The sequence below is a fragment of the Bacteroides sp. M10 genome (assembly GCF_014334015.1).
GTDB lineage: Bacteria > Bacteroidota > Bacteroidia > Bacteroidales > Bacteroidaceae > Bacteroides > Bacteroides intestinigallinarum.
This window is the reverse complement of record NZ_CP060488.1, coordinates 6,475,657-6,490,175: the sequence shown is the minus strand read 5'-3', so window position 1 is coordinate 6,490,175 and position 14,519 is coordinate 6,475,657. Positions and strand designations below refer to the sequence as shown.

The window sequence follows — 14,519 nt, the reverse complement described above, 5'->3', positions numbered from 1 at the left end:
AGGGAGCTCACCTCTTTTATTTTTTTCGTTCGTAAACGGTTGGTTACAAGATAGTGCCTTTATGAATCCGATTGCTTTATAACCCTTCGATTATACTTAAAGGTAAATCGGTACATTCGGCGATAGCCTCATTGTCTATCCCTTTGGCTTTCATGTTCCGGGCTATTTTCAGTTGGGCTCTTTGTGTACCTTCTTTCATTCCTTTCTCTATACCTTTTTCCAACCCTTCTTTTATTCCTTTTTGTTCAGCTGCATCCATTGTCACCAAATAATCTCGGTACACTTTGACGCTATTGTCGTATCGCTCCCTGTCTTCCGGAGACATAGAAGCCACATCAGCGATATCTTCCAATTTCTCGAAGACAGCTTTTCGTGCCTTGAACGGCAAGGTAGGTCGATATAAAATCTTATTTCCACTCATCCGGTCGTTCTATTACATATCCGTTTGGTAGTTGTACTTTTTGGGGCAATATGTGTTTTTTGAATATATTAAAAGCGCCATCAAGTTTACGTGTGCCATCGCTTAGATTCGATAAGTTAGATGAATACCTGTTAGGAGGAAAATATACATAGACCTTTTGTAACGGGTTAAATTCTCTTATTAGCTCTACAGGTGGTATTAAATCGCTGTCAGCTGATACAATGATGGCAATGTCACAACGTTTTTTATAGGCGTCCGACAGAATTTTTGTAGCTATACGTACATCTGTCTCTTTTTCCTCAAAAGAATGAATGATACCACCACAATAACGGCATTTAATCTCTTTTTTGAGGTATTTACCCAATATCAAGTTAAATTTAGGATTGCATTTGTTAGCTTGAAATAGTTTGTCTTGTCTATCATGCTTGCCTACATCTGTTGGACGAGCTGAAAAGTAGTTGACTTCTACCAGTTCTTGATATGGCTTTAGAAAGCTATTAAAGAAGCCGACTAAATCCAGCCAATAACACATTTTCCATTTTTTCGATTTCAGCCCGTAATAGAAGTTAAAACCGTCTACATAGACTATTACTTTCTTTTTGTCTTCCATAGTGTTATATATAAAAAAACCCATCTTTAATTGATGGGTCAGCCTTAGTGTTTCTCAACTAAGGGGGGCAATTTGTATTGCAAAGGTACAATCATTTTTTAGAATAACAAATTGATAGGTCTTTTTTCTTTCTTTTTTCATGATTTGCTCTATTTTTTTGTTTTCTCGAATTGTAAGCATTCACTCTACAAGTCGAGGTCTTTTCTTTCTATTATAAAGATGTAACAGTTCTTGGTTTTCCATCCCTTTTGCAGTAAAAATAAAAAGGTTCCTTGTTTATAGGCAGACTTTTCCGCTTTATCTTCCCCTGATTAGCTTTTTCAGTGTCCCGTTGTAGGTGTTTTCAAATTCCGTCGGATGATTGAGTGCCCAAAGAATGTAATCACCCGGTTCATTCTTTTTGAGTAGGGTAGGGCGGTATTGGGAACTAAGAATTTTCCATAAAATACCGCCGGGACCTCCCAATTCTTTACGTCGGGCAAGGCCGACAATCGCTTTCACGGTCTGTTCGTTCCGGATGCCGATAGTTTGCATATTAAGTAGAAGTATAGCTTCCGAGCCTCCTCCCGCTTGCATCCCTTCCGAAACCGTTTCTTTTCCAATCGATTTATCCAAAGACAAACCCTCTACAACGACAGGCGGAGCCTGAAAAACGCTGTTTGACGGAACGGGTGGCATGATCCTCTCATTCTCCTTTCCGTCTTTTCCTTCCCTCTCTGTCTCTATGTCTTTTTTTATTTCAGATTTGATTTCATTTTCCATATCCCTTTCCTGTTTACCTTTGCTATCTGTATCCGTTTCTTCTTTTGTTTGTGGCATTGTTGTAGCAAATTCATGGGGTTTTGTAACACTTTTGCCGGAGTCATCCGTATTTTCCGGTTCTATTTCACTACTCTCCTCATTGATAATCCAGAAATGTTCCAGGGGCAATTTATATTTTCTCCGGCTGTCGGTGATGATTTTATGATATTGTTCCTGAATCGCCTGTGAAGTCAGTACACCATACTCCTTATATATAAGATCATCGAACAACCCCACTGACAGGCAATCATCAATGATGGCCTGCATTTCCTCTTCCCCGCAACACGCTTCCTGGGCGATGTCGAAAAGAGTGTCTTTGTTCCACAAAATATAATAACCTTTTTCTTTATAGATGAGGCAGAGCAGCGAAGTGAGTGCGGCAATCCCTGCCGCGTGGTGGCGACAGGAGATGCGGCGTACTTTTCTGTCCTGCAGAAAATTGACATCGAGGGGGAAATAATCTAATCCGGGTTTGGAAATGCGGGCCATGATGATAAAATGCTGGTTGTAAATGGTTGATTATTACTGAATAAATTCTGCTTTTACATCGAAGCAGGGGCAGGATTTTATATACTCGTCAGGTGAGATAATGCCGTCTCCATTGAGGTCAGGACTGGTGTCCCGATGTCCTATCACCTGCTTCAGAGAAGGGAAGACAAGGCGCAAATCTTCTACCAGCCGGACGAGTGCTTCACGCTGCGCTTCCGTTCGTGTGTCGGCGGGCCGACCGTTCCTGTCCAATCCGCCAATGTAGCAGATACCGATAGACCGATGGTTCCAACCCGTGCAATGCGCTCCGTCGAGAGCAACATCTCTTCCCGGTTCAATCGTACCGTCGAGACGGATGACGAAATGATAACCGATAGAACGAAAACCACGTTGACGATGCCAGCGGTCGATGTCGATAGCGGTAAAATCCTGTCCCGCACGAGTGGCGGAACAGTGGATGATGATCGTGTCTTTCATGGCAGAATCCTCCTTTCCTGTTTGCAGACGGCAGGTGAGATAACGCCGAACGCAATAGCCTCCTCTTTGGACAGTTGGCGGTAATATTGCTTTGTTACTGAATGGAGCACCGGAGAGAAGGGAGCATCCATCGGCGGCGTTGTCGTTTGATTAGGTATGGTGGGCCGATTAAGCACTGTAATCAGATCAGGTCTTGTCTGAACCATAATAAAAGCATCTCCCCGATGATGTTGCACACGCAAGGCGTGTTGTTTCACGCGGTCCGGATGCTTTAGTTGGAGGATAAGCCAGTTTCGGTGCGCAGGCTTCAGACGTTCCTCTCTGACCATTTCTTTCATAGACGGGTAGGCACGCAATACTTTCCCCATTGCATCCGTAACGGCGAAAGGTGTTTGATGAGATCCCACTCCTGTACGTCGTAATCCCGTCCGGATGGCATGCATCATATTGGTGTATGCATCGCACCATTCGAGGTTTGACACGTGGTTGTTCATCGTGTTGCCGTCGAGGTGGTTAATCTGTGGCAGCTGCTCCGGGTTGGGGATGAATGCTTTGGCAACCAAACGATGAATTTTGTATTCGATACAAACACCTTTATTCGGCAGTATGACAGTTTCGTAACCGGTCCCCATGATTTTGGCACAAAGGATCAACTTTGATCTGCCCTTGAAACTCAATACCCGTCCGTGATCTGAAATCATATAGTCGGGGTTTTCTTCAATAAATCTCCAATTTTCCATACTTGATATTGATAATGTTAATAAAATTATACTCTGTTAAAAAATAATTGTTTTTCTGAATCATGCGGGGAGAAACGGCGTTTCCTCCATCTGTTAAACGGCGCTTTCTGGTGCGGAGAAACGCTGTGGTCTGTATGTGTTAAACGGCGTTTCTTCCTCCTCCTCCGTATGAGGCTCGAGCCGTTCGGCACAATGAATCAGAAACTCCAGTTCTTCCCGGCAGCCTTGAATGGCCTCGTATAGCGAATCTACGTTATACTGTCTGCAAAGCGCCTCCCATTCTTTTCGTTCCTGCCCGTTCATTCCGTTCTTTTGCAGATTCATTTTTACTTGTTGCTGTCTTGCCCGTCCGTTTCGATATCCAGAAAATTTTCAGCGTGAAAGGTGCGCCAGCCTTTGGCTTCGATGTCATAGTAGACAACGAATGTATTTTCCGGTTTGGGTAGATACGGACGGTGGAAGCTATGTTCATATCCGGTGAGGGTGCCGGTAGCGTGTCGGATGGTTCCATCCTGTTTGGTGTAGCGGAAACAAACATTTCCGTGATGCATCTGCCGGATGAGAGCCCCTATCCGGTGAGCCGTGACGAGTGCATCGTGCCGGTTCATACCGTTGTTTTGCCGGATGGCGGCAGCTTGCTTCATTAGCTGTACCCGTTGGAAGGAATGATTTTTTTCAGTTTCAGTCATTTTGATTCGTTTTAATGATTTGATTATGGGGCAAAGATAGAAAGCAGGTAATGTAAAAGCTGTTCAGGCGTGAACCATAAAAAGACGTTGAAACGATTGAGTCATGATTGAGTGCTATGTGAGAAAAAGTAAATGGCGGAAGATTAAACTTATCTGTGGCAAAACTTGTTTATTATTTATTTTAGAATTACTTTTGCCACAGAATAAAGGAGGTGACTAATGAAAACCATGAATCAGATTGTCGGAGAGAACTTGAAGAAAACCAGAGAATTATCAGGTTTTACGCAGGAGCAGGTAGCGAAATCTATCGGTGTGGAGCGGTCGGCTTATAGTAACTATGAAAGCGGTGTTCGTGAAGTGCCTTTTCATTTGTTAGAGAAGATTGCTGATTTGTTTGGCTGTGAAGCGTTTCTTCTGTTTGAAGATAATGTAGAAGCCGACAATGAGATTCTGGCTACTGCTTTTCGTATCTCCGATGTTGAAGAAGGGGATTTGAAAGAAATAGCCCATTTTAAAGATCTCGTGAAGTCTTACCTTAAAATGGAACGGATTGGAAATGGCTCCAAATAAATTCATCATAGAAAGACAAGTGGCGGAATTTCGCGCGGATAACGGATTGAGTGCTTCGGAAGCCATTAATCTGAAAAGTCTGTTGCTGAAATTGAATGTATTGACCATTTTCCGCCCTCTTTCCGATAACTTTTCGGGAATGTGCCTCAAAGACGGTTCCGGACATCGGTTCATGCTCGTGAATTCTTCCCATTCAAGAGGCAGGCAACATTTCACGATTGCCCACGAACTCTATCACTTGTATATTGAAAGTAAACCAACTCCGCACAAATGCAACCCTTGTAGTGGAAGTAAAGACCCCGTAGAACAGAGCGCCGATATGTTTGCCTCTTCTTTGCTGATGCCGGAGGCAGGACTTTGTCAACTTATCCCGGAAAATGAACTGAAAACAAAAAAGATCTCATTGGCAACAGTGTTGAAATTGGAACATTACTTTTCTGTTTCCCGCTCTGCACTGCTTTATAGATTGTTGAATGTTGGTTTACTGACCAATGCTGCACGTCTTGCACTGGCAGATGAACCGGTGAAACACTCGGCTTTGTGTTTCGGTTATGACACTGCATTATATGATCCGGCAAACGAAGGACTGGTAATCGGAGACTTCGGCGAAAAAGCCCGCTCACTTTTTGAACAGGAAAAAATATCAGAGGGGCACTATTGGGAGTTACTCCGCAAAATAAACACACATGCAACAGAAGAAGACGAAAATAATACTGGATGCTGACGTTATCATCCATTTTGTGAAAGCGGAAGCATTTTCTTTGTTGCCGGACATCTTTCCCGAATACGAATATGTTATTTTGGTTTCTCCCCTACGGGAGCATCGCTGAAAGATTATTTCCAATTACTTAAAACGTTTGGACACGGTGAGAGTGCCTGCATGATTTATTGCAGAGACCACCGTGATGTGCTGGGTAGCAGTAATTTGAAGGATATAAAGGACTATTGTTTGCAGAACGGTATAACTTTTCTGACTACTCTTGATTTTCTATATTATGCTTTTTGCCGGAAGAAGCTTTCGGCAGAGGAATGTAACGAGTTTATTGCTAAGGTAATTGCTTCAGGGAGCAAGTTGCCGGAAGTTGATATTACCCGCTATAAATGTACAGTCGCGATTTGACATCGCTTTTCTATTCTATTGATTTATTTTTAGTAATAGTTTCGGTATCTTTTCTTAGCGCAAATCACAGCTTTTGGAACGAGTGATTTCTTTCCTTTTTGGCAGATTTTATTTCATCTATTTTCTTGATAATAGTGGTAAGGTAGAAAATGGGTACCCCAAACCCTCTTTCTTTGTGAAAATATGGATGAAAAATATAGAATGTGTCATGCTTGAACATATATGTTAAAATAAGCATTGTACTTTTGTCGTGAATTTTATATGTAAATATTAAATAAAATGTAAAAAATGACTAAGGTAGAAAGAGAAGTGATTTTTAACAGTGAAAATGGTCAGAAAGAAATGACCGGTGTACGTCACAGTGACGATGATGTTAAGAAGAAAGTAATTGATTGTGTTTTTAAGTTGGGGCAACTGAATAATATTCCAGAAAAATATGTTGAAAAGAATTCGGATTGTTCGCGTTCGTCCGTGGGACGTGTGTATAGGTGTAATTTCGACGGTCGGAGTCCTATACCAAATTGGACAACTATCTTTAATTTTTTCTCTTGTGTGATTGGAAGGGCAACGATTATTGTCAATATTCCGGAGGTGTTGTGCTGGATTCTGAAGCTTTTTCTAGGAGATTCTGCGGATGTAAGCTATACAGTTGATGATAATCATCATATTCGTATTGATATTCAGTTTCATGACGATAAAACACTGCTTCCGGAGACTGGTGAAAAGGAAGGAAAGGTGAAGAAAAAAGATGGAGAATAGAGGAAAACGGAAGGGAAATTACCAAGTTCTTGATGAACTTGGTACATTATTGATAACGAACTTTCCATCGAGGTCGGTGGTGGTTCCTATAGATGTACCTTTAACTAAAACGGATGCTCCTATGACGGGCTGGTTGTCTTCTTCGGAGAAGACAACGCCCATTACCTTTCTGGAGGTTTGAGCGATTGCCAGGCTAATGCCTGCTAACAGGCAAGTTAATAACAGCGTTAGTTTTCTTTTCATATAGTTTTTATATAGTAGAATAGTCTGTTTTGCTATCTTACGATTCGCAAAAGTAAGCACTTTTTTAGAAAAACAAAGAAAAATATGAAAAAAAATATGAATTTTCGCTGTCGATACAAAATACTTGTAGCAAAAAGACTTAAATACAAAATAAATACATGAAAGGCTGTTTCTTATTTCTTTTTGGTAATTAATAGGTGAAAAGGACTGTCTTTTTGATAAATAAATGTGGCTAAATTTGTAGATAATATGTTTAATAACACATAATAAATTGCAAATAAATAATTGTAGGTAGAAAAAAGATAGTTTATTGGAAAAAGAAAGAAAACCGATCTGTAATCTCTTATATTAACACTCCAATTAGGGGGACGAAAGTTACTGCCGGACTCGAAGTTTGCTATATGAGAGATATTTTCTACCTTTTCAGTAAGTAGATAAAAAGCAAAAAAGGACGATTTATTTTGCGTTTTACTTCCTTCTTTGCTTTTCTTATTCCCTTTTCAGTATCTTCTTTTTTATATTTATTAAATGTTTTGTGCTCAAATACTTATGTAAGGAGGGGGCAGAAAGTGCATGAGTTCATCAAGAACTTTGCAAATCACCTATGTCGGCATGAAGCCGCAGGATGTTCCTATCAAGTCCGGGACCATCAAGGTAATGATGAAATCCGATTCCGAAGTATTACAGGAAGTGGTAGTGACCGGTATGCAGAAAATGGACAAACGTCTTTTTACCGGAGCCACCAAACAATTAAATGCCGATAATGTGAAGCTGGACGGTTTGCCCGACATTAGTCGCGGACTGGAAGGTCGTGCGGCAGGAGTTTCCGTCCAGAATGTTTCGGGCACTTTTGGAACTGCCCCCAAGATTCGTGTGCGTGGAGCCACTTCCATTTACGGAAGTTCCAAACCGTTGTGGGTTGTTGACGGAGTGATTCTGGAGGACGCCATCGACGTAGGGCCCGATGACCTTTCCTCCGGTGATGCCGAGACACTGATTAGCTCCGCCATAGCCGGGCTGAATTCCGACGATATCGAGAGTTTCCAAATTTTGAAAGACGGTTCGGCAACCTCCATTTACGGTGCACGTGCGATGGCAGGCGTTATCGTAGTCACCACTAAGAAAGGACGTGCCGGAGTCAGCAAGATCAGTTATACGGGCGAGTTCACCACCCGCGCTATCCCCAGCTATAAAGAATTTAATATCATGAATTCGCAGGAACAGATGGGAATCTACAAAGAAATGGAACAGAAAGGCTGGCTGAACAGTGCCGACCTTTTCCGCACCAGAGACACCGGAGTGTACGGTCGTATGTACCGCCTCATCGACGAATACAACAACAGTAACGGTCAACGCGGACTGCTCAACACCACCGAAGCCCGTAACGCCTACCTCCGTGAAGCGGAAATGCGCAACACTGACTGGTTTGACGTGCTTTTCACCAATGCCGTTTCGCAGAACCATTCCGTCAGCATCACCGCCGGAACGGAAAAATCCTCTTTCTACGCCTCCTTGAGTGCCATGCTCGATCCTGGTTGGTACAAGCAGAGCAAGGTGAAACGCTATACGGCCAATGTGAACACAACCTATAATATATATAAAAATCTGTCGCTCAACCTCATATCCAACGCCTCCTACCGCCAACAGAACGCGCCGGGAACGATGAACTCCACCCTCGACATCGCATCAGGAAAAATGTCCCGCGGATTCGACATTAACCCTTATTCATACGCGCTCAACACAAGCCGCACACTCGACCCCTCCGTGGACTATATCAGCAACTACGCCCCATTCAATATTCTCCACGAGCTCGACAATAACTACATTGAAATCAATATGGTCGATGTGAAATTTCAAGGCGAAATGAAGTGGAAAGTGATTCAGGGACTCGAATTAAGTGCCCTCGGAGCCGTTAGATACCAGACCTCATCGCAGGAACACAACGTGCTCGATGACGCCAACCAAGCAATCGCCTACCGCACCGGTATGGACGACGCCACCATTCGCGAGCAAAACAAATTACTCTATACCGACCCCGACAACCCATACGCCCTGCCTATCACCCTGCTGCCCGAAGGCGGCATCTATCAGCGTCAGGACCGCCGTATGCTAGGACTCGATTTCCGTGGAACACTCTCATGGAATCATCTTTTCGTCGAGAAACACATCACCAACTTCTTTGCCGGAATGGAAGTGAACAGCCTTCAAAAAACATACTCCTCCTTTCAAGGCTGGGGAATGCAATATTCGATGGGTGAAATTCCGTCCTACGTCTACCAATTTTTTAAGAACGGCATCGAATCCAGTTCGCGCTATTACAGTTTGGGACACTCCGAAACCCGGAGTATAGCCAGCTTCTTCAACGCTACGTATTCTTATGACGGACGCTACACCCTCAACGGTACTTTCCGTTATGAAGGAACCAACCGCATGGGGCGCAGCCGTTCATCCCGCTGGCTCCCCACATGGAACCTGTCCGGTGCCTGGAACGTGCATGAAGAATCTTTCTTCAAAGCGCTGCAACCCACCCTTTCCAACCTGACACTGAAAGCCTCATACTCCCTCACCGCCGACCGCGGCCCGGCGGAAGTGACCAACTCGCAAGCCATCATCCGCAGCTTCTCGCCCTACCGCCCCTTTACCGACATTCAGGAAACGGGACTTTATATTGATGACATCGAGAACAGCGAACTCACTTACGAGAAAAAGCATGAGCTGAACATCGGCATCGACCTCGGCTTGCTCGAAAACCGCATCAACTTCTCCGCCGACTGGTACCAGCGTAACAACTACGACCTGATCGGTGTAGTCCCCACACAGGGAGTAGGCGGCGTCATCAACAAATATGCCAACGTAGCCACCATGAAATCTCACGGTGTGGAATTCACGCTTTCCACCCGCAACATCCGCACGAAGGATTTTTCATGGAACACAGACTTTATCTTCTCCTATGCCAAGAACGAAGTCACCCAACTGAAAGGACTCACAAGCATGATGGAACTCGTTTCCGGCAACGGCTTTGCCCGCGAGGGATACCCCGTGCGCGGACTCTTCTCCATCCCTTTTGCAGGACTTGATGAAGACGGCATTCCGCAATATCTCATCGATGGGGAAGTGACCAGCACCAGCATCAATTTCCAGGAACGCGAAAAACTGGATTACCTGAAATACGAAGGTCCTACCGATCCCACCGTCACGGGAAGTTTCGGTAATGTATTCACCTATAAAGGCTTCAAACTGAATGTCTTTATGACTTACTCTTTTGGCAACGTAGTCCGCCTCAACCCGGTGTTCAACTACAAATATTCCGACCTTACCGCCATGCCGCGTGAATTCAAAAACCGCTGGACTGTTTCCGGCGACGAAGCGAAAACGAATATTCCGGTGATACTTAGCGACCCGCAACATCAGGCGAATACATCGCTTTATCTTGCCTACAACGCCTACAACTATTCTACGGAGCGCATTGCCAAAGGCGATTTTATCCGCATGAAAGAAATATCACTGATGTATGAGTTCCCGAAAAGCTGGATTGCTCCTGCCAAAATATCCAACCTGTCGCTCAAGTTGCAGGCCACCAATCTCTTCTTGATCTACGCTGACAAGAAGTTGAACGGGCAGGACCCCGAATTTGTGAACACCGGAGGGGTGGCATCCCCCGTTCCGCGTCAGTTTACCCTCACCCTGCGTTTGGGACTGTGATTGTAACCCCCAATAGAGAACCCGAAAAAATATACAATAGATGAAGACGAAAATAAACCATATACTCCCTGTGCTGCTGCTCGCCGCAGCTTCCGGTCTGACTACCGTTTCATGCAACGATTTTCTGGACAAAACGCCGGACAACCGCACGGAACTGAACACCGACCAGAAAATAGCCAAACTGCTTGTATCGGCCTATCCCGACGTATCGCCCAACGAACTGTTCGAACTCTACAGCGACAACTCCGACGATAGCGGCCCCACCTACGGTTACTACCAGCTTTCCGAAAAGGAATGTTACAACTGGGAAGATACCAAAGAGGAATATCAGGACACACCCAATTCCCTTTGGGGAGGTTATTACGGTGCAATTTCAGCCGCCAACATGGCACTCAAGGCGATAGAGGAGAAAGGAAATCCGGCATCGCTCAACCCGCAGCGCGGTGAAGCACTGGTGTGCCGTGCCTACTGCCATTTCATGCTGGCAACTATCTTCTGCAATGCTTATGACACTCATGCCTCCGAATCGTTGGGAATCCCCTATATGGAAGACGTGGAAACCACCGTGTCGCCCCGTTACGAGCGCGGCACGTTGGAAGAAGTGTACCGGAAAGTAGAACGTGACCTCCTGGAAGGAGTGGAACTGATTTCGGACGACGGATATTCCGTCCCCAAATACCATTTCACCCGCAAGGCCGCCTATGCCTTTGCCGCCCGTTTCTACCTTTATTATATGCAACCCGATTTCTCCAACTGCGACCGGGTGATTGACTTTGCCACCCGTGTGTTGGGCAGCAACCCGGACGACTTGCTCCGCGACTGGGAAGCATTGAGCAATCTTTCCGTGAACGGAAATGTGCAGGCAGATGCGTATATCGCTTCTTCCAATGAGGCCAACCTGCTGATAAGCAGCACCGTCTCCAACTGGGGCGCACTCGGAAGCGACTATCTGGTAGGTCCGCGTTACTTCCACAACCAAACGCTCGCCACCAACGAAACCAGTCTTTCTGCAGGACTGTGGGGCAGCTCGGATTATTTGTATCTGAAACCTTTCTCCACCACCGGATTTGTAGCCAGCATCCTGCGTAAGAGCGGCCTGTATCAGGGTGGTTATCTTTATTATATGCCGGTACTGTTCTCAACGGACGAAACCCTGCTTTGTCGTGCAGAAGCATACGCATTGAAAAAAATGTACCCCCAGTCGGCAGCCGACATCACAAGCTGGCAACGTGCCTACACCCGCAACAAATCGGCCCTGACACCCGACCAGATCAATGCGTATTATGATAAAATGAATTTCTACACGCCTTTCACGCAACAGACGCCTAAGAAACAGCTTGCTCCCGATTTCACTATCGAGGAAGGGATGCAGGAAAATATTCTTCACTGTATTCTGCACATACGCCGTGTCACTACCCTGCACGAGGGGATGCGCTGGCCCGATATCAAACGGTATGGTATTATGATTTATCGTCGCGACATGACTACTCAACGTGTCACTGACGAAATGCCGCCGAACGACTTGCGCCGTGCCATCCAGATTCCGCGAAACGTGATTGTGGCGGGAATGCAGCCTAATCCGAGAAGAAACTAACAGAGAAAAAAGTGAAAATTATGAAGAAACAGATCATTTACTCTTTGCTTGCTCTCACCACAGTCTGCCTGGGGGCTTGCAACAATGACGACGAGATAGACACCGCGCACAGCATCTTCTCTACCGAACCGCTGGAGAGAAATGCTTTCGATTACTGGCTGCTCGACAACTACACCTATCCTTATAACATCGACTTCATGTACCGCATGAAGGATATCGAGAGCGATCATAAATACAACCTCGTGCCCGCCGACTATGACAAAGCGGTGGCACTGTCGAAAATCATCAAACACGTCTGGATGGACGCTTACGTCGAACTGGCGGGAATGGATTTTCTCCGGGTCTACGTACCCAAGACATTTCACCTCATCGGATCGCCCGCCTACGAAAGTAGCGGAAACATGGTGCTCGGCACGGCAGAAGGCGGAAAGAAAATCACCCTCTACAACGTGAACGACCTCAACATAAAGAAGATCAATATCGAAAAGCTCAACGAGTATTATTTTGAAACAATGCATCATGAGTTTGCACATATCCTGCATCAGAAACGGAATTTCGACCCTTCTTTCAACCGCATTTCGGAGGGAAAATACGTGGGAGCCGACTGGTATTACTACATGACCGCCCAGGGTGCCATGCCCCGCACGGACGATGTGGCCTGGCCCGACGGTTTCGTGACGGCCTACGCCATGAACCAGCCCAACGAGGATTTTGTGGAAAACATAGCCATGTATGTCACGCACACGCAGGCTTACTGGGACAATATGATGACGGCTGCCGGAGAAACGGGTGCTGCCACCATCAACAAGAAATTCACGATTGTCTACAACTATATGCGCGACACATGGGGAATAGACCTCAACGAACTGCGTAAAATCGTGCTGCGCCGCCAGCAGGAGATTACCGAAATTGACTTGAGCACTATTCAATAAGTGCCGGTCACCTCTTGTTTTTTGATTGACGATTGGATGATTATTTAATTACACATTATTATGATGAAGAAAAATAGAACGATATATTTCCTGTTGGCCCTCGTCTGCCTGGGTTTGCAGTCGTGCCTCTTTCAGGAAGAAGATTATTTTGACGATTCGTCTGCCAACCGTGCCACGGCCGATGTGAAGCGTTGCAGCGAACTGCTGGAAGCAGCACCCAACGGATGGGTGATGGAATATTACGTCGGTAAGGACTACTCGCTGGGAGGTATTACCCTGCTTTGCAAGTTCGACGGCCAGCGGGTGACGATGGCTTCGCAAATGGCGGGGGCGGACGAGACAGTCAGCTCGCTTTACAGCGTCAAGTCCGAGCAGGTAACGATGTTGTCTTTCGATACCTACAATTATCTGGTGCATTATTTCGGTCAACCACAGGGAAGTATGGCCGACGACCCGAACGGAACGCTCGGAGGCGACTATGAATTCGTGATCTCCGATGCCACCGCCGACCGTATCGAACTGAAAGGCAAGAAATATGGCAACCGCATCGTGATGAAGGCTTTTTCTGCCGACCAGACGTGGAAGCAATATCTCACCCGGATAAAGAAAGTGGAGGACGATGCTTTCTTTTATGAATACGACCTGCGGATGGACGGACTCTACACCGGGCAAATGCTACGCAGCAACTATACGTTCATTGTGACCTATTATGACGAAGTTGGAAAGGTGCATCAGAAAACCGTACCTTTTATGTTTACCACCGACGGAATGCGTTTTCACGAACCGGTGACGATAGACGGACAGACCATGCAGAATTTTGTTTGGAAGAACGAGGAGATCAGCTTTGTCTGTACCGACGAAGGAGCTAAGGGGGTGAAAGTAACAGGTATCTACATCGACGGATATCAGAGTTATGACTACTACCCGGGCACTTACCAGATGGATTTCTATCGTCTGAACGATGCGACGAACCAGATGGAAGTGGCTTCGCAGGAGATTCAACTGGTGAAGAACGAGGACGGCAAGAGCTATTGGCTCAAAGGACTCGAATATGACATTCTGGTAACTTATGACAAGCCGCGTGGCGGACTTTCCATCCTGCCGCAATTATTGAAGAAAGTACAGGGAGGTTACGTGTATCTGGCTATGTGGGATTTGATGAACGATTATGTTTTGCGCAGTCCGGCAATCGGTCTTATCAGTTATCCTACCACCGACGGCATTTATCTGGTGGACAATGGAGTGTGGATGGGTGAAATCTCCGGATTTATCTTCGGTGTGTACGACTCGCAGGATGAGGAGGCCTCTTTCATGGGATACACGGATGCAGTTGCAGCAATCAGGTTGATTAAAAAAACAATAGAAGAATGAT

General features: G+C 45.5%; 16 protein-coding genes and 1 pseudogene. 9 read left to right on the top strand and 8 right to left on the bottom strand.

Features of this window, described 5'->3' with window-relative positions; translation table 11 throughout:
- Nucleotides 1–76: 76 nt before the first annotated feature.
- The 7 genes and pseudogenes from H8796_RS24235 to H8796_RS24205 all read right to left on the bottom strand — a co-directional run.
- Nucleotides 77–388, bottom strand: a pseudogene (locus tag H8796_RS24235) (hypothetical protein); the annotation flags it as partial.
- 19 nt (nt 389–407) lie between these two features.
- Entirely contained in the window at nt 408–1,031 is a 624-nt protein-coding gene (locus H8796_RS24230; RefSeq protein WP_117935409.1) for an NYN domain-containing protein, read from the bottom strand.
- A 297-nt stretch (nt 1,032–1,328) separates the two neighbouring features.
- Nucleotides 1,329–2,321 (bottom strand): DUF4373 domain-containing protein, encoded by a 993-nt coding sequence (locus H8796_RS24225; protein WP_117935306.1) that lies wholly within the window; start codon nt 2,319–2,321, stop codon nt 1,329–1,331.
- Nucleotides 2,322–2,354: 33 nt separating this feature from the next.
- Nucleotides 2,355–2,798, bottom strand: coding sequence for an N-acetylmuramoyl-L-alanine amidase (locus tag H8796_RS24220; RefSeq protein WP_117935304.1), 444 nt, complete (start codon nt 2,796–2,798; stop codon nt 2,355–2,357).
- On the bottom strand, nt 2,795–3,538 hold the full coding sequence (locus H8796_RS24215) for an HNH endonuclease (RefSeq protein WP_117935302.1): 744 nt from the start codon (nt 3,536–3,538) through the stop codon (nt 2,795–2,797). The genes H8796_RS24220 and H8796_RS24215 overlap by 4 nt, the downstream gene beginning before the upstream one ends.
- A 93-nt stretch (nt 3,539–3,631) precedes the next feature.
- Nucleotides 3,632–3,862: a hypothetical protein gene (locus H8796_RS24210; protein WP_004296750.1), complete on the bottom strand. Its 231-nt coding sequence runs from the start codon at nt 3,860–3,862 to the stop codon at nt 3,632–3,634.
- Nucleotides 3,863–3,864: 2 nt separating this feature from the next.
- Complete coding sequence (locus H8796_RS24205; RefSeq protein ID WP_117935300.1) at nt 3,865–4,227, bottom strand: SH3 beta-barrel fold-containing protein; 363 nt, start codon at nt 4,225–4,227, stop codon at nt 3,865–3,867.
- Between the two features lie 219 nt (nt 4,228–4,446).
- Between H8796_RS24205 and H8796_RS24200 the strand changes: the two genes are divergently transcribed.
- The 5 genes from H8796_RS24200 (at nt 4,447) to H8796_RS24185 (ending at nt 6,676) form a co-directional block, all read left to right on the top strand.
- On the top strand, nt 4,447–4,797 hold the full coding sequence (locus H8796_RS24200) for a helix-turn-helix domain-containing protein (protein WP_004321740.1): 351 nt from the start codon (nt 4,447–4,449) through the stop codon (nt 4,795–4,797).
- Complete coding sequence (locus H8796_RS24195) at nt 4,784–5,521, top strand: ImmA/IrrE family metallo-endopeptidase (protein WP_117935298.1); 738 nt, start codon at nt 4,784–4,786, stop codon at nt 5,519–5,521. Before H8796_RS24200 ends, H8796_RS24195 begins: the two co-directional genes overlap by 14 nt.
- Nucleotides 5,484–5,627 (top strand): hypothetical protein, encoded by a 144-nt coding sequence (locus H8796_RS25545; RefSeq protein ID WP_229070569.1) that lies wholly within the window; start codon nt 5,484–5,486, stop codon nt 5,625–5,627. Before H8796_RS24195 ends, H8796_RS25545 begins: the two co-directional genes overlap by 38 nt.
- 50 nt (nt 5,628–5,677) lie before the next feature.
- Nucleotides 5,678–5,917: a hypothetical protein gene (locus H8796_RS25540; RefSeq protein ID WP_233527288.1), complete on the top strand. Its 240-nt coding sequence runs from the start codon at nt 5,678–5,680 to the stop codon at nt 5,915–5,917.
- Nucleotides 5,918–6,205: 288 nt separating this feature from the next.
- On the top strand, nt 6,206–6,676 hold the full coding sequence (locus tag H8796_RS24185; protein WP_117935296.1) for a hypothetical protein: 471 nt from the start codon (nt 6,206–6,208) through the stop codon (nt 6,674–6,676).
- 18 nt (nt 6,677–6,694) lie between these two features.
- Here the strand turns inward: H8796_RS24185 and H8796_RS24180 are convergent, their stop codons facing one another.
- Nucleotides 6,695–6,919 carry a carboxypeptidase-like regulatory domain-containing protein gene (locus H8796_RS24180; protein WP_004310107.1) on the bottom strand — a complete coding sequence of 75 codons (225 nt, stop codon included), beginning with the start codon at nt 6,917–6,919 and terminating at the stop codon, nt 6,695–6,697.
- Between the two features lie 573 nt (nt 6,920–7,492).
- On the opposite strand from H8796_RS24180, the gene H8796_RS24175 reads away from it, so the two are divergent.
- The 4 genes from H8796_RS24175 to H8796_RS24160 are packed head-to-tail and all read left to right on the top strand — an operon-like array spanning nt 7,493 to nt 14,518.
- Entirely contained in the window at nt 7,493–10,621 is a 3,129-nt protein-coding gene (locus tag H8796_RS24175) for a SusC/RagA family TonB-linked outer membrane protein (protein WP_117935294.1), read from the top strand.
- A 40-nt stretch (nt 10,622–10,661) separates the two neighbouring features.
- Nucleotides 10,662–12,215, top strand: a complete 1,554-nt coding sequence (locus tag H8796_RS24170) for a RagB/SusD family nutrient uptake outer membrane protein (protein WP_117935292.1) — start codon at nt 10,662–10,664, stop codon at nt 12,213–12,215.
- Nucleotides 12,216–12,235: 20 nt separating this feature from the next.
- Nucleotides 12,236–13,147 carry a putative zinc-binding metallopeptidase gene (locus H8796_RS24165; protein ID WP_117935290.1) on the top strand — a complete coding sequence of 304 codons (912 nt, stop codon included), beginning with the start codon at nt 12,236–12,238 and terminating at the stop codon, nt 13,145–13,147.
- 60 nt (nt 13,148–13,207) lie between these two features.
- Complete coding sequence (locus H8796_RS24160) at nt 13,208–14,518, top strand: DUF4302 domain-containing protein (RefSeq protein ID WP_117935288.1); 1,311 nt, start codon at nt 13,208–13,210, stop codon at nt 14,516–14,518.
- The last annotated feature ends 1 nt before the right edge of the window (nt 14,519 follow it).